The organism is Pseudomonas sp. UF-293, assembly GCF_058245595.1.
In genome coordinates, this window is the sequence record NZ_JBSICA010000003.1 from 82,670 (window position 1) to 100,050 (window position 17,381).

A 17,381-nucleotide genomic window follows, 5' to 3' on the forward strand; every position below is an offset into this window, starting at 1 on the left:
GGGATGTCTGGCGAAATGAATAATTCAGAGAAATTGAAACGGGCGTGATGACCGGCTGATTGGGCGCTTTGTAAGCCTGTACGGCAGATCGATTCTGTACAAGTTCGTCTGGAATTTTTGCTGAATTGCCGGTTGTTAAGACAGGAACGCGCCCGCTACGACGCGTTATCAAGTGGGACGAGTCAGGAGTAGATGCACGAGCAGACAAAGTCCGCGTGAACCTCGGTGTTTTCAATCGCCGTGATAAGGCCTGAATGCATGGCTTCTTCAGGATTGATGATGCGCGGCGCTGCTGTCAGATATTTCTCTGTCTCCAGCGCATTTTTTCCGTTGCTCGTACGCTCGGCGACAATCTGGGCGTAGAGATGCAAGTCGTAATCCAGGCTCATGGCGTATTCCGACATGCGCGAGTGATCGACCGAACCTTGCAGGTGCCAATGAAATGGGTGAAACAGAAACTTGCTGTGGGTACAGGCGGTACGGCGCTGGCCAGCGAGGAAGACAACATTGCCCATCGACTCGACCGTTCCCAAATTGTGGGTGTGCACCGGAATAGGCAGGGCCAATAGGAAGTTGTACATCGTGAAACCGTAACTGCATTCACCGCCCATTGTGGCGATGTTGACGATCAGTCGCGGTGCATCTTCCTTTACGGCGAGCGAGGCTTTATCGATCAGTTGGCCGCAAGTCGAGGCGTTGATCGGGCCGGTGAAGTTGATGACATGAACAGGCATGGCGTTTCCCTCGGCTGGTCAGGACTCCTGAGCAATAGCTGTAATTTCGCTTGAATGAAAGTGGGCAGGGGAGCCAGGCTCCACTGCACCCGGCGTATCAACTGTTGCGCCCGCCACCATGGCTGTTTTGACCACCTTTGTGTCCAGCTTCAGAGGCTTTTTCCCGATCGTTGGCAAAGTTGCCGCCGCTGCTCTGGCCGCCCTTGCTGCCCGCTTCGGACGCTCTGTCCCGATCGTTGGCAAAATTGCCACCGCTGTTCTGGCCACCTTTGCTCCCGGCTTCGGAGGCGCGCTCAGGATCATTCTTGAAGTTGCCGCCACTGTTCTGGCCGCCTTTACTGCCGATTTCCTGATAGAACTCTTTATCGTGCGAAGCCGAAGTGGCATCACCACCTTTCTTGCCTGCTTCGTTAACCGACATGCTGCCTTGTTGTTTATCTTGTGCCATTTCAAACTTCCTCATTTTCTCTATATAGGCACTCGGCGAATCAAGGATGCACACACTACGTGCCGTCGTTGTTCGCGAAATGCTCATAAAGGTTACTGATGTCGTTTGCTTTAGTTGGTCTTGCTTGTCTTGTGACTACAAGTTAGACCTATGCGCTAAGAGGAGCGCTCATAAGTCGGCGTTGTATCCGGTGTCCGGGAGTTTTCAGAATTTACTGCAAGTTCCCGGCGTTCATAACATTCCTGCTGAACACTTTCCCGGTGCCTTGGACTGATTTGCTGTCGTTCGACACAAGGTGACACCGACGGACTGTCCGACCTGGTCACGTGCGAACTGCGCGCTGCTTCGGGATACACTTCCGCTCCCTTGTTTCGTTGCACTTCGCCTCGTGCAAAAGCCGGTACCGTTCTCATGATTACGCTCCATCAGCTGATTTCAAAGGGCAGCGAGGCTGCCCTTGTACCGCTTGCTCAGGAATTGCGACCGCCGCCGTGGCTGTTCTGCCCGCCTTTGCGGCCAGCCTCGGATGCTTTTTCACGATCATTGGCAAAGTTGCCGCCCGACGACTGACCGCCTTTCTTGCCGGCTTCAGATGCCTTTTCACGATCGTTTGCGAAGTTACCTGGATTTTTATTTCCTGTGGTCATGATAGCTCTCCGATATCAATTAACGTTTCGCTAGTTATGTCCGTTGTCGCACCGGACATCTACTCCGATTACGAGCCGGCGAAAAATGTTTTGAAAATTTTTCCTCAGGCCGATGAACGGTAACTTTGTGATGAAACTTATACAGTCTGCTGTTTTCTGCGCCGCTTCGTATAACTTTTCAAGTTGCTGGGCGGTGTGCAAAAGAGGTTGGAGTTTGTTACCGCTTCGCTTCGGCTTTCTGACCATTTGTCGGTGCGAAGTTGAACTGTGATTGGCTGAAACTAGAGTCTGTTAAGTGTATGTATTAACTAGTCTGAGGACATTGAGATGACCAATCATCACAAGGATCAACCGTTTGCTGAAGACCCACAGAAAATCAAGGAAGCCGGCAAGAAAGGCGAGAGTCCAGTCAACGTGAAAGTTGATCGGGCCGAGAAGGCACGCGTCGGCGGGCAGCACAGCCATGGAGGCGGCCGTACCGGCAAGGGCGACTGAGTCGGTCGGAAAAGTACCAATCGGCGTCCTCTCTGCGCCGATGCAGAGAGGACTGCTACGCTGAGGCCTATCTGAACCGTGGCAATGGCCGGTCGATCGGTTTGAGCGTCGAGAGCGTATCGCGGATCAGCGGCGCATCTTTTTCAATGTCGTGCAGCCGGTCGCGAATGCGCAACGCTGTCGGATGCCCGCCCTGATGATCAACCCAGTCGGCAATTTCTTTGCAGGCGGCTGCGAGGCGCTCCTGGCGGGCGTCGAGCAGGGTGAGGAGGGTGGTGATGGACTCTTTTTCGGACATGGAACACCTCCGTTCAATGAAACCGCTGAACCGCAACAAAAAGCCCGCATGTTGCGAGCCTTCTGCTGTTGGGGTGCTGCTCCATCAGCTGGTTTCAGTATAGACCCGCTGTTGCCGGGCATCAGCCGGAGTGTTGGCGGGCCGGTAGTTGAGAACTCGCTGCGTTGAGGCGCTGACATTCGCGTTGAGCATCCGCTTGCTCGTCAAAGCCATCGCCGATGAAGCCAGCGGTGCGTGTGTCGCAGATGCGAAACCATGCCGATGCTTCGGCGGGCTCCTGCTGGCTGTCTCCGGCGCGGCGGCCGTGAATGACGATCTTGTTGCAACGCTTCACGACGAAAATGTCTTCCATGGCGCCACCGCAGTTGATTCGTGTCAGATCAACTATAGAAGCCCTGTGCGATCGTGCAAAAAATACCCAGCTCAACTCGTCGGCGGAATCCTTGTGAGAGCGGGCTTGCTCGCGAAGGCCGTGTGTCAGTCGCAAATAGTCCGCCTGACCTGGCGCCTTCTTGAGCAAGCCCACTCCCACAGTGTTTTCCGTTGTACTCAAACTCCCGCCAACTCCCCAAATCTCATGTGGGAGCGGGCTTGCTCGCGAAAGCGGAGTGTCAGCCACAGATAAATTGCCTGACCTGCCGCCTTCGTGAGCAAGCCCACTCCCACAGGGTTTTCCGTTGTACTCAACTCCCGCCAACTCCCCAAATCTCATGTGGGAGCGGGCTCGCTCGCGAAAGCGGAGTGTCAGTCGCAATTAACCCGCCTGACCTGGCGCCTTCGTGAGCAAGCCCACTCCCACAGGATTTCGCGTTACACCCGCCATCCCCGGCAACTCACAAATCCATTGTGGGAGCGAGCCTGCTCGCGAAAGCGGTGTATCAGTCGCAAATAACCCGCCTGACCTGCCGCCTTCGTGAGCAAGCCCACTCCCACAGGATTTCGCATTACACCCGCCATCCCCGGCAACCCACAAATCCATTGTGGGAGCGAGCCTGCTCGCGAAAGCGGTGTATCAGTCGCAAATAATCCGCCTGACCTGCCGCCTTCGTGAGCAAGCCCACTCCCACAGTGTTTTCCGTTGTACTCAAACTCCCGCCAACTCCCCAAATCTCATGTGGGAGCGAGCCTGCTCGCGAAAGCGGTGTATCAGTCGCAAATAATCCGCCTGACCTGCCACCTTCGTGAGCAAGCCCACTCCCACAGGGGTTTTCCGTTGTACTCAAGTTCCCGCCAACCCCACGATGAGCGGCGGGCATCGAGGATCAAGACGCCTCAGTCACTTCGCACATGCGTTCGAGAAACATCGCTAAGGCCACTTCCTCGGCGCGCAGGCCTTTGCGTACGCGCGGGCGGGGCAGTTCGGCAAGGGCGCCGAGCATGAAATGTTCGAGCACGGCAGGGTGGATGTAGCATTTGCGACACACCGCTGGCGTGTTGCCCAGCTGTTTGGCGACGTTCTTCACCGCTTCGACCACATGGCGCTTGGCTTCGGTTTCCGACTCATGCTGCAACTCGCGCAACACCGACAACGCCAAGGCGCTGCCCGCCCAGGTGCGGTAGTCCTTGGCGGTAAATTCAGCGCCGGTAAGCTTTTGCAGATAGGCATTGACGTCGGAGGAGGTGACGGTGTGCCGTTCGCCATTTTCATCAAGATACTGAAACAGGTTTTGCCCAGGGATCTCCAGGCAGCGCTTGATGATTCGCGCCAGGCGACGATCCTTCACGGTGATCTGGTGCTCGATGCCGCTCTTGCCACGGAACTGGAACAGGATCGCGCTGCCGTTGACCTCGACATGCCGACTGCGCAACGTGGTCAGGCCATAAGAGCGATTGTCCCGCGCATATTGCGTATTACCGACGCGGATCAGCGTGGCGTCGAGCAAGGTAATCACCGTGGCCATGACCTTGTCGCGGCTGAAGCCCGGGGCGTCGAGCAGCGCCTCAAGCTGGCGCCGCAGCTTTGGCAGGGCCAGGCCGAATTCGCGCAGACGCGAGTATTTGTCGGCGTCGCGCACTTCGCGCCAGCGTGCGTGATAACGGTACTGTTTGCGCCCGCGTGCATCGCGGCCGGTGGCCTGCAAATGACCGCGCGGGTCGGCACAGATCCACACATCGGTGTAGGCCGGCGGCACCGCGAGGGCATTGATGCGTTTGATTTCGTCCGGGTCGGTGATGCGCTGTCCCGATGGTTCGAAATAAACGAACTTGCCGCGCAGTTTCTTGCGGGTGATACCAGGCTGAGTGTCATCGACGTAATGCAGATCGGCGGGCAGAGCATCTGTCAGCACGGTATCGGGCATGGCGGTTTCCTTCGGTCATACGGCAGTCTGTAACTGATTGACCGCAGGCGCTGGCCGTCGTGCCGAATGATTTATGCGAGCACCGCCACCGCCTTGATCTGCGCCCACAGCCGCTGGCCCGGGTGCACGCCTAATTGATCCCGCGAAAAGCGGGTGATCCGCGCCAGCAGCGGTGTACCCCCGGCATCAAGGCGAATCAGCACATGGGCACTGTTGTCAGCGGCCTGTTCGCTGATCACCGTAACGGGCAGACGATTGAGAATGCTGCTGGCTGCATCGTTATTCAGCGCCAGGCTGATGTCGCGCGCGTGCACTTTGCAGCGCAGAGCCTGGCCCACGGCCATCGGCGCATGGGTGACGCGAATGTTCATTGCAGTGGCCGGCAGTTGCAGGCTGAGCAATTGATAGGTGGCGTCGTAGGCGCTGACCTGGCCTTCGATGATCACCCCGGCGTCATCGCCCAGCGCCAAAGGCAGATCCAGGCGCGCAAGGGTTTCGCCGATCGGGCCGCTGGCGAGGGCTTTGCCATCACGGAGCAACACCAGATGATCGGCCAGACGTGCGACTTCATCCTGCGCATGGCTGACGTACAGCAGCGGAATATCCAGTTCGTCGTGCAGGCGTTGCAGGTACGGCAAAATTTCGCTTTTGCGCCGGCTGTCGAGCGCCGCCAGTGGCTCGTCCATGAGCAGCAGTTTCGGGCTGGTCAGCAGAGCGCGGGCGATGCCGACGCGCTGCCGTTCGCCGCCGGACAGATGCTGTGGATGACGCTCGAGCAAGTGGCTGATGCCGAGCAGTTCTGTGGCCTGGTTGATATCGACGCGGCGTTGCGACCTGGCGATGCGTTTGAGACCAAACTCCAGATTGGCCAGCACCGATAGATGCGGGAACAGGCTGGCTTCCTGAAACACATAGCCAAGCGCACGTTTATGCGGCGGGACGAAGATGCCCTTGGCGCTGTCCTGCCAGACCTCATTGTTGATCTGCACAAAACCCTGCTCGGCGCGCTCCAGCCCGGCGATGCAGCGCAGGCACGTCGTCTTGCCCGAGCCGGAATCGCCAAACAGCGCGGTGACACCGCGGCCCGGCACTTGCAGATCGACATCCAGTTCGAACCCTGGATAAGTGCGTTTCAGGCGTACATCGATCATCGATCAGCTCCAGCCTGCGCGGGTCTTGCGGCTGGAATACAGCGCCAGCAACACCAGAAACGAAAACACCAGCATCGCCGCGGACAGCCAGTGCGCCTGGGCATATTCCAGCGCTTCGACATGGTCGTAAATCTGCACCGAGACCACGCGCGTCTTGTCGGGAATGTTGCCGCCGATCATCAGCACCACGCCGAATTCACCCACGGTGTGGGCGAAGCCGAGGATCGCTGCGGTGATGAAACCGGGGCGTGCCAGTGGCAGGATCACGCTGAAAAACGTATCCCAGGGATTGGCGCGCAAGGTCGCCGCGACTTCGAGCGGACGTGTGCCAATCGCTGAGAAAGCGTTTTGCAGCGGTTGCACCACGAACGGCATGGAGTAGATCACCGAACCGATGACCAGCCCGGTGAAACTGAACGTCAGCGTGCCTAATCCCACCCATTGAGTGAACTGACCGAGAAAACCGTGCGGCCCCAGCGCCAGCAGCAGATAAAAACCGATCACCGTCGGCGGCAGCACCAGCGGCAGGGCGACGATGGCGCCAATCGGCCCGCGCAACCAGGACGAGGTGCGCGACAGCCATAACGCGATCGGTGTGCCGATCACCAGCAGGATCGCGGTGGTCAGCGACGCCAGTTTCAGGGTCAGCCAGATCGCGGCGAAATCGGCACTGGTCAGCGACATTTACAGTTGATACCCGTAGGACTTGATCACTGCTGCGGCTTTCGGGCTTTTGAGGTAATCGACCAAAGCCTTGGCAGCGGCGCTGTCCTTGCCTTTGTTCAAGATCACCGCGTCCTGTTTGATCGGATCATGCAGAGCAGCCGGGACAATCCATGCCGAGCCGCTGCTGATTTTGCCGTCCTTGTAGATTTGCGAAAGCGCGACAAAACCCAGTTCAGCGTTGCCGGTGGAGACGAACTGGTAAGCCTGAGTGATGTTCTGGCCTTCGACGATTTTCGCTTTGGTAGCGTCTGTCAGCTTGAGCTTTTCCAGCACCTGAGTGGCGGCGAGCCCGTACGGCGCGGCTTTCGGATTGGCGATCGACAGATGTTGGTATTGGTTGGTTTTCAGTATTTCGCCTTGCGAATCCACATAGCCCTCTTTCGCTGACCACAGCGCCAGCGTGCCGATGGCGTAGGTGAAGCGCGACCCTTTGACGATCTCGCCTTCCTGTTCGAGCTTTGCCGGGGTGCTGTCGTCAGCTGCGAGAAAAACTTGGAAGGGGGCGCCGTTTTTGATCTGGGTGTAGAACTGGCCGGTGGCGCCGTAAGCAGCGACCAATTTGTGGCCGGTGTCTTTTTCAAAGTCGGCAGCGATGGCCTGGATGGGCGCGGTGAAATTGGCGGCGACCGCCACTTGTACTTCGTCAGCCTGCGCGGCGCCAATGCTGAAAAATACGAGGAATGAGGCGAGGCAGGCAGGGGCGAGGCGTGTGGCAGCAGGTGTCATGTAAGGCTCCGTGATCGGCGTTAAATACTTTGCTTTGGATAACGCCGATACACGGGCGCAATCGCTGTATACGGAAATATATAGCGAGACGCCGCCCAGTGGCGAGGGAATAAATCCGCTCGCCGCGTAAATTCAATGGCGGTTGAGTTTCGCCAGCGCGCCCTCGGCCAGTTGCCGGGTCAGTTCAGCGCTGCCGATGTCCTTGCCCAGCGTCAACGCCTGACCGGCCCAGAGGTTGGCAAAGTCGGAGTCATCCTTGGCCCGCAGCGGCATCAGCGCACCGCCGGCCAATGGAAAGGCCGGCGCTTGCACCGACATCGGGCCGAGCTCGCGCATCGCCCGATTGACGATGCCCCGCGCCGGACGCCCTGTGAAGATGTTGGTGATAGCTGTCTCGCTTTCCTTCGCGGTGCGCAGGGCCTTGTGATGTGAGGCGCTGACTTTCGCTTCAGGAGTAAACAGGTACGCCGTGCCGACTTGCACCGCCGAGGCGCCGAGCATCAACGCCGCTGCAACACCCCGGGCATCGCTGATTGCCCCGGCTGCAATCACTGGCACCTTCACCGCGTCGACCACCTGTGGCACCAAAGCGAAGGTGCCGACCTGGGTGCTCAGATCATCGCTGAGAAACATCCCGCGATGGCCACCAGCCTCATAACCCATGGCGATGATCGCATCGCAGCCATGCTGCTCCAGCCAGATCGCTTCTTCGACCGTAGTCGCAGACGAAAGAATTTTCGCCCCGGTGGCCTTGACCCGATCAAGCAGGGTTTTTTCCGGCAGCCCGAAATGAAAACTCACCAGCTCGGGGCGGAATTCTTCGAGCACGGCACAGGCGGCTTCGTCGAACGGAGCGCGGTTGGACACTGGCGTCGGCGCCTCGAAATCGGCACCCAGTTCGCGGTAATAAGGTTCGAGCAGATTTTTCCAGTCACGGGCTCGCTGTTCATCAGGCGCCGGTGGCTGATGGCAAAAGAAATTGACGTTGAACGGCTTGGTGGTGTGCTGGCGAATCGTCCTCAACTCCTCGCGCAGTTGCTCGCTGCTCAGCATCGCCGCCGGCATTGAACCGAGGCCGCCAGCGTTGCTCACCGCAATCACCATCGAAGAATTGGTCGCACCAGCCATCGGGCCCTGGACGATCGGCAGTTCGATTCCGAGAAGATCAAGGATGCGGGTGTCTGGCCACTGGCTCATATAGCGATTCTCCGAACGATGAAACGGGCAGGGACGGCATGCGGTTTTTAGCAGCAAAACCGGTTGCGGGGCCAGTCTGTAATTCTGAACATGACGTGCAGTTTTTCAGCGTCGGTGCAATCCGCCGCCACCGCCAAACGAGCGGTTCATCATCTGTGAAGAATGGTTGAAGTTGTGCGTTCGCTGATTGCCAACATTGCGTGCGGCAGATTCGCGGTTGAGATTCTGCAGCTGCGCATTGTTGTTCGCGGGTCTGGTTCGGTTGGCACCGCTGCCGGCCACGGATTGCCAGCCGTTGTCGGTTTTCTTGTAAACGTTGCCGTCGCGCCCGGCATAAACGTTGTCGCCGACCCGCGCAGCGCCGCCGTTGCGGCCATGGATACCGCCGTATTGCGTGGTGTTGCCGGTATTGGGGTTGTAAACGGCACCGCGATTGGCACTGACATGAGTGCCGCTGCGGACGTTGCCAGCCGTAACCCGTTCGCCGGCAATGGCGCCGCCGTTCGGGCCGACTGCCACGCCGCTGCGCCCGGCAGCATAGTTGCCGGTGTAGGCGTTATGCACCGCGCCCCGCTGGCCCGCAGCGGCAATGCCGGTGCGCGAGTTGTACGAGGCACCGACCTGACCGGCCCAGCGATTGCCAGTCCAGGCGTTGTAACCTGCGCCATAACGGCTGACCGTCGCACGGTCGCCCCACTGATGATAAAGATTGCCGGTCGTTCCGGCCCAGCCGCCCGGGCCCCACGCCACGGCGCCGCCGCGATAACCATAGGCCGCGCCACCCCAGGCCAGCGGCGCCGGGTACAGGCGCGGACCCCACGCGTAGCCCCAGCCGTAGTTCCCCCACCACGGATAGGCGCCCCAACCCCAGCCCATGGCGACGGTGCTGCCGCCCCAGCTCCAGCCGAATCCGAAGCCAAACGACCAGCCAGTCCACGGCGTGTAACGAATCGCGACGCCGAAACCATAGGTCACCGGCGGCCCGTACCAGACACTGCCGACCCACGGCGTATACGGATAACCGGTGCCGTACACCACAACACCAGTCGCCGGGTCCAGCGTCGAGCCTTGATAGCCCGGCGTGTAGCCGACCACCACGGTATCGCCGCGGGATTCGTAAACCTTCACGTACGTGAGGTAGTGCATCGGCGAACTGGGCGGAATCGAATAAATCACCGCTGGTACTGAAGAGGCCACACTCCAAGGCCCGTTCAGTGAGGTGGCGCTGAACCAGATGCCGTTCTCCACCGCCCACCAACTGTCGTTGTCGACTCGAATAATCGGTGTGGCGCTGTTGGCCACGTATTGCAGCGGCGTATTGCTGATCGCTTTGAGCTGGGGCTCGCCATCAAATTGCGGTGTAGTCATCTTCACCGCGCTTTTCTTGATCGCCGACGTCTGCGGGATGGTTGCGGCAATCGCCGCCTCCTGCGCCTGTGGCGTGCCGGCCACCGAGGCCTTGACGTTCTCTTTGGCGCTGTCGTCAGGAATATTGGCAAAGTCGGCCGGCAGCTTGTCTGCCGGGACAAAGGTCCATGGCCCGCTCATGTCGCTGGCGCGGAACCAGCGTCCGGAGATCAGTACGTAACTGTTCTGGTCGCCGATTTCCTTGAAGATGTGCCCGGTGGTGTTGCTCACGTACAACAGGCTGGTGCCCTGAATCGGTTGCCATTGCGCGGCGCCGTCGGTCACCAACAGTTCCGTTGGCGTGGTGGCGATGAATATTTTCGGCTGCGGCGGCTTGGCCAGGCTGGGAATCTTGTCCTTCGGATCGCTTTGCCCGGTGAGCAGGTCCACCTGGCGGCTCTTGATCGCCGCCTGTTTGGCTTTTTCCAGACTGGCCGGCGGCGCAGCAAGGCGCGTGTAATCGCCGGCCAATTGATCGGCAACCATCCAGCCGTCAAATACATGCAGGTAGTGTTTGCCTTCGGCGTCCTTGAGCAGAAGTGGGCGCGTGTTGATCACCCGTTGCAGCTCCGTTCCTTCCACCGGCCGATAAGCCGCTTCGCCGTCGATGTACACGAGGATTGCCGGGCTCTCGGAGCTGATGATGGTCGGCGGCGTGTTTTCCAGCGGTGCACCGTCGGCTTTCTGTTCGGCGTTGAGCACGCCAACCGCCGCTTCCAGTTGATCGAGGGAGATGGTTTTCTTGCGGCTCTCGGCATCTTTTTTCAGGATGGCGAGCCACGTATCGGCCTGTTTGGCATCGGCGGGGAAGTCGGCCTTGATGATCTTGTACTGATCGAGCGCGACCCAGCGAGTGGCCTTGTCGACCAGCGTATGAGCGCTGAACTGGACGATGCCGTAGGTGGATTTGCCATCGGCGGCTGTGGCTTCGACGGCTGCGCGGGCATTAAGCGTATAGCCGTCCCAGCTGTCGAGTTGCGGCTGATACACCGTCAGCTTGCTCTTGCCGCTGCTGATCACCTGCGGCCATATCGGCTCGCTTGGCGCCGCATTCGGCTTTGACGCCGGTGCGGCTGCCCAGGCATTGCCAAGTGTCAGCAGACATAACATCAGCAGCGAAGGTAAAGCGCTCAGGAAAGGCATCGTCAGCTCCATCGACACACCGGTTTGCAAGGTGAAACCGGGAAAACACAACCGTCGAAAAAGCATAGCCGCCCACCGTGGATTTACCCGGCTGATCGAGCAGTTAGCGCAAAGTCGAGTGTGGCAATGTGTTGCGATGTGCTATTTCAGGGCATGCTTTTTCCAAATCATCTTCGAGAGGCCGTCATGTTCAATGCCATTCTGATCGACAAAGACGACAGCGGTTATCGCGCCAATCTGCAGCAAATCGATGAGCAGCAACTCCCCGAAGGCAACGTCAGCGTTAACGTCGCGTACAGCACCCTGAATTTCAAGGATGGATTGGCGATCACCGGCAGCAGCCCGGTGGTGCGCAAGTTTCCCATGGTGCCGGGGATCGATCTGGCGGGGACTGTCGAGTCCAGTTCGCATGCGGATTTCAAGGCGGGCGATCAGGTGCTGCTCAACGGCTGGGGCGTCGGTGAGAGCCACTGGGGCGGGCTGGCGCAAAAGGCCCGGCTCAACGGTGACTGGCTGATTCCACTGCCTGAAGCGTTCTCTCCGGCGCAAGCCATGGCCATCGGCACCGCAGGCTACACGGCGATGCTGTGCATTTTGGCGCTGGAGCGCCATGGCGTAACGCCGGATCACGGCGAAGTGCTGGTCACCGGAGCCAATGGCGGAGTCGGCAGCTTTGCGATCGCCTTGCTCAGCAAGTTGGGATACCGCGTTGTGGCATCTACCGGCCGTGTGTCCGAGCATGAATACCTGCAGCAATTGGGCGCTGCCGAAATCATTGATCGAGCCATCTTGTCCGAGCCGGGCAAGCCATTGGCGAAGGAGCGTTGGGCGGCGGTGGTCGACTCAGTCGGTAGTCATACGCTGGCGAATGCCTGCGCCAGCACGCGCTCGGAGGGCGTGGTCGCGGCGTGCGGATTGGCTCAGGGCATGGACTTCCCGGCCTCGGTAGCGCCGTTCATTCTGCGCGGCGTGACGCTGGTCGGGATCAACAGTGTGACCCAGCCCAAGACGCGCCGTATCGAGGCTTGGGACCGGCTGGCCAAGGATCTGGATTTGTCGTTACTGCAATTGATCAGTCACGAAATCAGTTTGAGCGAAGCCCTTGAGGCCGCGCCCAAACTGCTCGCCGGGCAACTGCGGGGCAGGGTGGTGGTCGACGTCAATCGTTGAGTTCGCGCTCAAGCAGTTGGCGTTTGCGCTCGACGCCCCAGCGGTAGCCGGAAAGGTTGCCGTCGCTGCGCACCACGCGGTGGCAGGGAATCGCCACCGCCAGGCGGTTGGCCCCGCAAGCCTGGGCCACCGCGCGCATTGAAGTCGGTGCGCCAATGCGTTGCGCGATCTCGGCGTAACTGGCGGTGCGGCCTGCGGGAATCTCACGCAGAGCCTGCCAGACGCGCTCCTGAAACGCTGTGCCGCGAATATCCAGCGGCAAGTTCAGGCCCGTCGCAGGCGCTTCGACAAAACCGACGACGCTGGCGACCAACTGTTCAAATTCGCGGTCGGCGCCAATCAGGTTGGCGTTGCGAAACTGATCCTGCAGGTTGCAGACCAGTTGATGCGGATCGTCGCCGAGCAGAATCGCGCAGATCCCACGGTCGCTTTGCGCCACCAGAATCGCCCCCAGCGAACATTGGCCAACGGCAAAGCGAATGTCGTTGTTCTGCCCGGCGGCGCGGTAATCGGTGGGCTTCATGCCCAGCAGTTGATCGGCTGATTCGTAGAAACGGCTGTTGGAATTGAATCCGGCGTCATACAGCGCGTCGGTCACCGAGCCGCCGTCCGCGAGGCGCGCACGCAGCTTGCGTGAACGATGCGCCATAGCGTAAGCCTTGGGCGTCAGGCCGGTCGCAGCTTTGAATACTCGATGAAAATGAAAAGGGCTAAGGCCGGCGCTGGCGGCGAGGCTGTCGAGCGCGGGCAATGTCTCGCACGCTTCGATCTGCCGGCAGGCCGCTGCGATGATCGCCGCGTGCTGCGCGTCATTCTGGTCCTTGCTGGCGCGTTTGCTCGGCCGATATCCGGCAGCTTCGGCCATTTCGGCAGTGTCGAAAAACTCGACATTCTGCGGTTTGGGCAGGCGCGCAAGGCTGCTCGGTCGGCAATAAACGCCGGTGGTTTTTACTGCGTAGACAAATTGCCCGTCCGCACGCGTATCGCGCGCCACCACCGCGGCCCAGCGTGGATCGTCTTCAATGCTGATCGTCTTCGAAAGCGTGTCCATGAGAGGGAATCCGTTGACCTGTTTGAGTCAGGTTAACCAGCATCGTAACCGGCGACACTCCGCGCCTTGCGGTCAAACTTTTATTGAACACCCGCGACGCGGAAGGTGATGTTGATGCGCCGCTCGCCCAAGAGCGGGTGATGGCCGGGTTTGATTGGCAGCACGCCGTGATAGCGCAGACGGTCCACGCCGCCCCAGACCACCATGTCGCCATGCAGCAGCGGGATGCGCCGGGTTTTATCGCTGCGTTCGAAGCCGCCAAACAGAAACATCGCCGGCAACCCCAGCGACAACGAAACGATGGGCGCGGCATAGCCCTTTTCGTCCTTGTCCTGATGCAGCGACATCTTGGCGCCGGGGACGTATTGGTTGATCAGGCAGGAATCGGCGTGAAAATTCTTGAAACCGGCGCGCTCGGCCGCTTCGTGCGCCAGTTCGGCAAACACCGCCGGCATCGACGGCCACGGCAAGCCGCTGAGGGGATCGACGCTGGAGTAACGATAACCGCTGCGGTCGGTAATCCAGCCCAGTTGCCCGCAACTGCTGGTGCCGACCGACATACTGAAACCGCCGGGCGTGACCATGTGGCGTAGCGGGGCGGCTGCAAGAATGGCTTGGAGCCCGATCAGCAACTGCTCGACCTGTGGCAAGGCGAAGCCGCGCAGCACCCACGATTGTTCGCCGATCTGTTCGGCGCGGGCTTGCTGCACAGGTTCGTTGTCAGCGAACAGGTCAAACGTGGTCGGTTGCATGGTTTGGTTACAGCGCTTTGCTGACCTTGATGTCACTGAGCTCTTCGTCAGCGTGCATTTTCTTCAGCGCCGCTTTCGCTTCCTCGTCAGTGCCGGTTTCCAGTTCAGCGAACTCGAAACGCTGTTCACCGTCCAGTTTGTACTTGATCACGTATTTGGTTTTTTGCGCCACGGTGGTGGTTTCCTTTCAAAATGGGCTGTGCGTCTCAGCTCAGTTTAGTGCTGGAGCGACGGATGATCTTGATCGAATGGGTCAGCGTCGGCTTGCGCGTCACGCTGATCGCGCGGCGGTTGACGGTGTCGATGGTGATGTTCCAGAAACCGGTGCTCGGTGCGGTGATGCGCGCCGGGAAAGTGTCGAACGCGCCGCCGTGGTAGGTGTGACGACCGCCGTTTTTGAAGCTGCGGAAGTTGGCGTCGTTCATCAAACGGATGTTGCACATCTGCGAGCATTGAATGACGACGATGTCGTCTTCGTTGAGGTGCTCGCGCTGGTGAATGAATTTCATGGGCGCCTCCAGAAGGGCTTTTTCTACTAAATCAAAACGATAGCTTGTCGATGGGCGCAGTTTATCAGCCCGCACGGGTTATTATCTGGCCGTCGGGCGTTGCTTTGACAAATTTTGAACAGAACTTCGCCACGGCGGGCGGGTTAAATGCACAGGGCCCCGGAGAAAAGCGGCATTTGTGCTGTCGGACGGTCTTTAACGGAGGATTCATATGAAGTGGGGTGTGGTGTGTGTGCCGTTGATTCTGGCGATGGCCGGTTGTGCAAATGTTTCCGAAATCAATGAGACGCTGCCAACCATGAGCGTGATCTCCGGCAAAAAGCCCCAGGAGTATGCGCAGTGCCTGACCGACAAGCTCGCTGACAGCCGTGGCGCGTTGCAAGTCCAGCCGCAGAAGGACGGGGTGCGAGTGATCGTCCCGGGTAAACTGTCTTCGGGCCCGGCAGCCGTGTTTGATATCGAAGATCGCGCTGGCGGCAGCAGCATCAAGCTGCATGAGCGCATGTCCAATGTGCCGGTTCGCCCTCACGATGTGCAGAAAGCCGCGAACGCCTGCATTTCCGGCTGATAGACTACCGAACATCAGCACCCGATGCCGTCACAGTCCTGCTGTGACGGCATTGTCATTTTTGGAGTTGCGATGAAGCGAGAGCACGTGCGCGAACGCCACGCAGAGGGCCTTATCTCTGCCACCCACGTCATTCAGAACCCGGCCAATCCCGGTGAGTGGATCGTGTTTTTCAAGAAGAGTGCAGGGCGCAGCTACTTCCTGGTGGACGACAATGATGAAGTCGAGTCCTTCAGTCGGCTCGACGATCTGATCGAGGTCGTCCGTGGCCTCGGGATCAAGTTCGCCGAAATCCACATGTAGGCTTATTTGCAGACGACCACGACGTTGCGGGTCTTGTAGTTGCCAACGTCAACGCCCAGGGTTTTGTCATCTTCCTTGGGCGCCGGTGTGCCATCAGTGCCGACGATGCGATAACCGGTGCCGGCGCATGAGGCATCTGCCTTCTCGTAGCACATGGCCCAAGAGTTGGCTTCGCCAGAGCAGTCGATGCTCAGGCCCTGTTCACCATTGTTCAGATAAGTGGGCTGCGAGGTGGCACAGCCGCTCAATACCAATACCGCGAAAAGCAGCTGCAGTTTGTTCAGGTTCATGGTTGCGTGATCTTCAAGTGGGGGACTGGATGCTCTGACAGCGCCGTGATGAAAAGGTTATAGCGATTGGCCACTTGTTTGCCAACAAGGCACAAAAAAGCCCTGCGTTCTGGCAGGGCTTGGCGCAAGTGCTGGCAGGATCAGTCCTGATCTTTGCCACGGCGCTTGGAAGAAGCAGGTGTATCGGTGAACACCGAGGCTACATCCGTCGCCATCTGCTCGCTGTCGAAAGGCCCGGCGATGTGTTCGCCGTTGGTGGTGGTCAGCGTCCACTTGCCATCTTTCTTGTCGATCACATACCCGTTGATGATTTTTACCGCAGCCATCTGGTCTTCTCGTTCGCTGGTTCAAAGGCGCCATGATAGCGGCAAATGCTCGCATTGGGGGCTGATAAGCGTATGGTGATCCAGTTTGCCCGGATCTTGAGCTACGCTGAATTCGCCGCTGAAAAAACCGCAAGGAACTATCCGCGCGAATATTTCTCTATGTTGGCATCGGTTAGCCAGCGCGGGGCATTGTAAGGCGCACGCCGCCTGATTAGACTGCCCCGAAACTCGTACACACAGCCTTTTCAAGGACTTATATGATCAAGAAATGCTTGTTTCCAGCAGCCGGTTACGGCACTCGCTTCCTCCCAGCGACCAAAGCCATGCCTAAAGAAATGCTGCCGGTGGTAAACAAGCCACTGATCCAGTACGGCGTTGAAGAAGCACTGGATGCGGGCCTGACTGAGATTTCCATCGTCACCGGCCGTGGCAAGCGTGCTCTGGAAGACCACTTCGACATCAGCTACGAGCTCGAAAACCAGATCAAGGGCACCGACAAGGAAAAATACCTGGTCGGTATCCGCAAGCTGCTGGACGAGTGCTCGTTCTCCTACACCCGTCAGACTGAAATGAAAGGTCTGGGCCACGCAATCCTGACGGGCCGCCCGCTGATCGGTGACGAACCGTTCGCCGTGGTCCTGGCGGATGACCTGTGCGTCAACATCGATGGTGACGGCGTACTGACCCAAATGGTCAAGCTGTACAAGCAGTTCCGCTGCTCGATCGTCGCGATCCAGGAAGTCGATCCGCAGGAAACCAACAAGTACGGTGTTATCGCTGGCGAAATGATCCGCGACGACATCTACCGTGTGCACAGCATGGTCGAGAAACCAAAGCCGGAAGATGCGCCGTCGAACCTGGCGATCATCGGTCGCTACATCCTGACCCCGGACATCTTCGACCTGATCGAACAGACCGAGCCAGGCAAGGGCGGCGAAATCCAGATCACCGATGCCCTGATGAAGCAGGCCCAGAACGGCTGCGTGATGGCCTACAAGTTCAAGGGCAAGCGTTTCGACTGCGGTGGTGCGGAAGGCTACATCGACGCAACAAATTTCTGCTTCGAAAACTTCTACAAGACTGGCAAAGCTTACTAATAGCATCTGCCTCGTCTGCAAAAGAAAGCCACCTCCGGGTGGC

The 17,381-nt window shown here is 59.0% G+C and carries 22 protein-coding genes; 5 read left to right on the top strand and 17 right to left on the bottom strand.

Translation table 11 applies throughout. The annotated features are described in order from the left end of the window. Positions 1-182: 182 nt before the first annotated feature. The 3 genes from AC4IHP_RS05115 to AC4IHP_RS05125 all read right to left on the bottom strand — a co-directional run bounded on the left by AC4IHP_RS05115 (position 183) and on the right by AC4IHP_RS05125 (position 1,829). Positions 183-734, bottom strand: a complete 552-nt coding sequence (locus AC4IHP_RS05115) for an ATP-dependent Clp protease proteolytic subunit (RefSeq protein ID WP_490831037.1) — start codon at positions 732-734, stop codon at positions 183-185. A 97-nt stretch (positions 735-831) separates the two neighbouring features. Continuing rightward, entirely contained in the window at positions 832-1,182 is a 351-nt protein-coding gene (locus AC4IHP_RS05120) for a con-10 family general stress protein (RefSeq protein WP_016774939.1), read from the bottom strand. A 470-nt stretch (positions 1,183-1,652) separates the two neighbouring features. After that, entirely contained in the window at positions 1,653-1,829 is a 177-nt protein-coding gene (locus AC4IHP_RS05125; protein WP_490831038.1) for a con-10 family general stress protein, read from the bottom strand. 327 nt (positions 1,830-2,156) lie between these two features. Here AC4IHP_RS05125 and AC4IHP_RS05130 point away from each other — a divergent pair, with 327 nt between their 5' ends. Beyond that, positions 2,157-2,324 (top strand): con-10 family general stress protein, encoded by a 168-nt coding sequence (locus AC4IHP_RS05130; RefSeq protein ID WP_110645428.1) that lies wholly within the window; start codon positions 2,157-2,159, stop codon positions 2,322-2,324. A gap of 67 nt (positions 2,325-2,391) precedes the next feature. On the opposite strand, the gene AC4IHP_RS05135 is transcribed toward AC4IHP_RS05130, so the two are convergent. The 8 genes from AC4IHP_RS05135 to AC4IHP_RS05170 all read right to left on the bottom strand — a co-directional run bounded on the left by AC4IHP_RS05135 (position 2,392) and on the right by AC4IHP_RS05170 (position 11,272). Beyond that, positions 2,392-2,622, bottom strand: a complete 231-nt coding sequence (locus AC4IHP_RS05135) for a hypothetical protein (RefSeq protein ID WP_490831039.1) — start codon at positions 2,620-2,622, stop codon at positions 2,392-2,394. Positions 2,623-2,743: 121 nt separating this feature from the next. Then, the gene (locus AC4IHP_RS05140; RefSeq protein ID WP_039764049.1) at positions 2,744-2,974 is read right to left on the bottom strand and encodes a hypothetical protein; all 231 of its coding nucleotides are present in this window, start codon (positions 2,972-2,974) and stop codon (positions 2,744-2,746) included. 910 nt (positions 2,975-3,884) lie between these two features. Next, positions 3,885-4,922 (bottom strand): DNA topoisomerase IB, encoded by a 1,038-nt coding sequence (locus AC4IHP_RS05145; RefSeq protein ID WP_490831040.1) that lies wholly within the window; start codon positions 4,920-4,922, stop codon positions 3,885-3,887. A gap of 71 nt (positions 4,923-4,993) precedes the next feature. Next, a complete protein-coding gene (gene modC, locus AC4IHP_RS05150; RefSeq protein ID WP_490831041.1) occupies positions 4,994-6,073 on the bottom strand; it encodes a molybdenum ABC transporter ATP-binding protein in 1,080 nt (359 codons plus the stop codon). Between the two features lie 3 nt (positions 6,074-6,076). Further along, the gene (modB, locus tag AC4IHP_RS05155) at positions 6,077-6,757 is read right to left on the bottom strand and encodes a molybdate ABC transporter permease subunit (protein WP_460119532.1); all 681 of its coding nucleotides are present in this window, start codon (positions 6,755-6,757) and stop codon (positions 6,077-6,079) included. Further along, positions 6,758-7,525 carry a molybdate ABC transporter substrate-binding protein gene (gene modA, locus AC4IHP_RS05160; RefSeq protein ID WP_490831042.1) on the bottom strand — a complete coding sequence of 256 codons (768 nt, stop codon included), beginning with the start codon at positions 7,523-7,525 and terminating at the stop codon, positions 6,758-6,760. It abuts the gene before it with no gap. Between the two features lie 132 nt (positions 7,526-7,657). Continuing rightward, a complete protein-coding gene (locus AC4IHP_RS05165; RefSeq protein ID WP_490831043.1) occupies positions 7,658-8,722 on the bottom strand; it encodes an NAD(P)H-dependent flavin oxidoreductase in 1,065 nt (354 codons plus the stop codon). Positions 8,723-8,827: 105 nt separating this feature from the next. After that, positions 8,828-11,272 (bottom strand): autotransporter, encoded by a 2,445-nt coding sequence (locus AC4IHP_RS05170; RefSeq protein ID WP_490831044.1) that lies wholly within the window; start codon positions 11,270-11,272, stop codon positions 8,828-8,830. 186 nt (positions 11,273-11,458) lie between these two features. Between AC4IHP_RS05170 and acuI the strand changes: the two genes are divergently transcribed. Then, positions 11,459-12,442, top strand: a complete 984-nt coding sequence (gene acuI / locus AC4IHP_RS05175) for an acrylyl-CoA reductase (NADPH) (RefSeq protein ID WP_490831045.1) — start codon at positions 11,459-11,461, stop codon at positions 12,440-12,442. Here the strand turns inward: acuI and ada are convergent. The 4 genes from ada to AC4IHP_RS05195 form a co-directional block, all read right to left on the bottom strand. After that, a complete protein-coding gene (ada, locus tag AC4IHP_RS05180; RefSeq protein WP_490831046.1) occupies positions 12,432-13,493 on the bottom strand; it encodes a bifunctional DNA-binding transcriptional regulator/O6-methylguanine-DNA methyltransferase Ada in 1,062 nt (353 codons plus the stop codon). The genes acuI and ada overlap by 11 nt on opposite strands. Before the next feature lie 80 nt (positions 13,494-13,573). Then, positions 13,574-14,245, bottom strand: a complete 672-nt coding sequence (alkB, locus tag AC4IHP_RS05185) for a DNA oxidative demethylase AlkB (RefSeq protein WP_490831047.1) — start codon at positions 14,243-14,245, stop codon at positions 13,574-13,576. Between the two features lie 7 nt (positions 14,246-14,252). Beyond that, positions 14,253-14,417, bottom strand: coding sequence for a hypothetical protein (locus tag AC4IHP_RS05190; protein ID WP_165368422.1), 165 nt, complete (start codon positions 14,415-14,417; stop codon positions 14,253-14,255). A 34-nt stretch (positions 14,418-14,451) separates the two neighbouring features. Beyond that, complete coding sequence (locus AC4IHP_RS05195) at positions 14,452-14,754, bottom strand: DUF1883 domain-containing protein (protein ID WP_007912251.1); 303 nt, start codon at positions 14,752-14,754, stop codon at positions 14,452-14,454. A 211-nt stretch (positions 14,755-14,965) separates the two neighbouring features. On the opposite strand from AC4IHP_RS05195, the gene AC4IHP_RS05200 reads away from it, so the two are divergent. Together AC4IHP_RS05200 and AC4IHP_RS05205 are read left to right on the top strand one after the other, a co-directional pair. Further along, the gene (locus AC4IHP_RS05200) at positions 14,966-15,322 is read left to right on the top strand and encodes a hypothetical protein (protein ID WP_071172600.1); all 357 of its coding nucleotides are present in this window, start codon (positions 14,966-14,968) and stop codon (positions 15,320-15,322) included. A 72-nt stretch (positions 15,323-15,394) separates the two neighbouring features. Next, on the top strand, positions 15,395-15,625 hold the full coding sequence (locus AC4IHP_RS05205; RefSeq protein ID WP_039762740.1) for a hypothetical protein: 231 nt from the start codon (positions 15,395-15,397) through the stop codon (positions 15,623-15,625). Between the two features lie 2 nt (positions 15,626-15,627). Here AC4IHP_RS05205 and AC4IHP_RS05210 read toward each other — a convergent pair whose 3' ends face one another. Beyond that, positions 15,628-15,915: a hypothetical protein gene (locus tag AC4IHP_RS05210; protein WP_460119516.1), complete on the bottom strand. Its 288-nt coding sequence runs from the start codon at positions 15,913-15,915 to the stop codon at positions 15,628-15,630. A 140-nt stretch (positions 15,916-16,055) separates the two neighbouring features. Next, entirely contained in the window at positions 16,056-16,241 is a 186-nt protein-coding gene (locus tag AC4IHP_RS05215; protein ID WP_016774922.1) for a hypothetical protein, read from the bottom strand. 257 nt (positions 16,242-16,498) lie between these two features. Here AC4IHP_RS05215 and galU point away from each other — a divergent pair, with 257 nt between their 5' ends. Continuing rightward, positions 16,499-17,338 (top strand): UTP--glucose-1-phosphate uridylyltransferase GalU, encoded by an 840-nt coding sequence (galU, locus tag AC4IHP_RS05220; RefSeq protein ID WP_024013124.1) that lies wholly within the window; start codon positions 16,499-16,501, stop codon positions 17,336-17,338. The last annotated feature ends 43 nt before the right edge of the window (positions 17,339-17,381 follow it).

Excerpts from the sequence above, each read along its gene's own strand:
- AC4IHP_RS05115 (WP_490831037.1), bottom strand. The coding sequence starts at position 734 with ATGCCTGTTCATGTCATCAACTTCACCGGCCCGATCAACGCCTCGACT.
- AC4IHP_RS05120 (WP_016774939.1), bottom strand. The coding sequence starts at position 1,182 with ATGGCACAAGATAAACAACAAGGCAGCATGTCGGTTAACGAAGCAGGC.
- AC4IHP_RS05125 (WP_490831038.1), bottom strand. The coding sequence starts at position 1,829 with ATGACCACAGGAAATAAAAATCCAGGTAACTTCGCAAACGATCGTGAA.
- AC4IHP_RS05130 (WP_110645428.1), top strand. The coding sequence starts at position 2,157 with ATGACCAATCATCACAAGGATCAACCGTTTGCTGAAGACCCACAGAAA.
- AC4IHP_RS05135 (WP_490831039.1), bottom strand. The coding sequence starts at position 2,622 with ATGTCCGAAAAAGAGTCCATCACCACCCTCCTCACCCTGCTCGACGCC.
- AC4IHP_RS05140 (WP_039764049.1), bottom strand. The coding sequence starts at position 2,974 with ATGGAAGACATTTTCGTCGTGAAGCGTTGCAACAAGATCGTCATTCAC.
- AC4IHP_RS05145 (WP_490831040.1), bottom strand. The coding sequence starts at position 4,922 with ATGCCCGATACCGTGCTGACAGATGCTCTGCCCGCCGATCTGCATTAC.
- modC (WP_490831041.1), bottom strand. The coding sequence starts at position 6,073 with ATGATCGATGTACGCCTGAAACGCACTTATCCAGGGTTCGAACTGGAT.
- modB (WP_460119532.1), bottom strand. The coding sequence starts at position 6,757 with ATGTCGCTGACCAGTGCCGATTTCGCCGCGATCTGGCTGACCCTGAAA.
- modA (WP_490831042.1), bottom strand. The coding sequence starts at position 7,525 with ATGACACCTGCTGCCACACGCCTCGCCCCTGCCTGCCTCGCCTCATTC.
- AC4IHP_RS05165 (WP_490831043.1), bottom strand. The coding sequence starts at position 8,722 with ATGAGCCAGTGGCCAGACACCCGCATCCTTGATCTTCTCGGAATCGAA.
- AC4IHP_RS05170 (WP_490831044.1), bottom strand. The coding sequence starts at position 11,272 with ATGCCTTTCCTGAGCGCTTTACCTTCGCTGCTGATGTTATGTCTGCTG.
- acuI (WP_490831045.1), top strand. The coding sequence starts at position 11,459 with ATGTTCAATGCCATTCTGATCGACAAAGACGACAGCGGTTATCGCGCC.
- ada (WP_490831046.1), bottom strand. The coding sequence starts at position 13,493 with ATGGACACGCTTTCGAAGACGATCAGCATTGAAGACGATCCACGCTGG.
- alkB (WP_490831047.1), bottom strand. The coding sequence starts at position 14,245 with ATGCAACCGACCACGTTTGACCTGTTCGCTGACAACGAACCTGTGCAG.
- AC4IHP_RS05195 (WP_007912251.1), bottom strand. The coding sequence starts at position 14,754 with ATGAAATTCATTCACCAGCGCGAGCACCTCAACGAAGACGACATCGTC.
- AC4IHP_RS05200 (WP_071172600.1), top strand. The coding sequence starts at position 14,966 with ATGAAGTGGGGTGTGGTGTGTGTGCCGTTGATTCTGGCGATGGCCGGT.
- AC4IHP_RS05205 (WP_039762740.1), top strand. The coding sequence starts at position 15,395 with ATGAAGCGAGAGCACGTGCGCGAACGCCACGCAGAGGGCCTTATCTCT.
- AC4IHP_RS05210 (WP_460119516.1), bottom strand. The coding sequence starts at position 15,915 with ATGAACCTGAACAAACTGCAGCTGCTTTTCGCGGTATTGGTATTGAGC.
- AC4IHP_RS05215 (WP_016774922.1), bottom strand. The coding sequence starts at position 16,241 with ATGGCTGCGGTAAAAATCATCAACGGGTATGTGATCGACAAGAAAGAT.
- galU (WP_024013124.1), top strand. The coding sequence starts at position 16,499 with ATGATCAAGAAATGCTTGTTTCCAGCAGCCGGTTACGGCACTCGCTTC.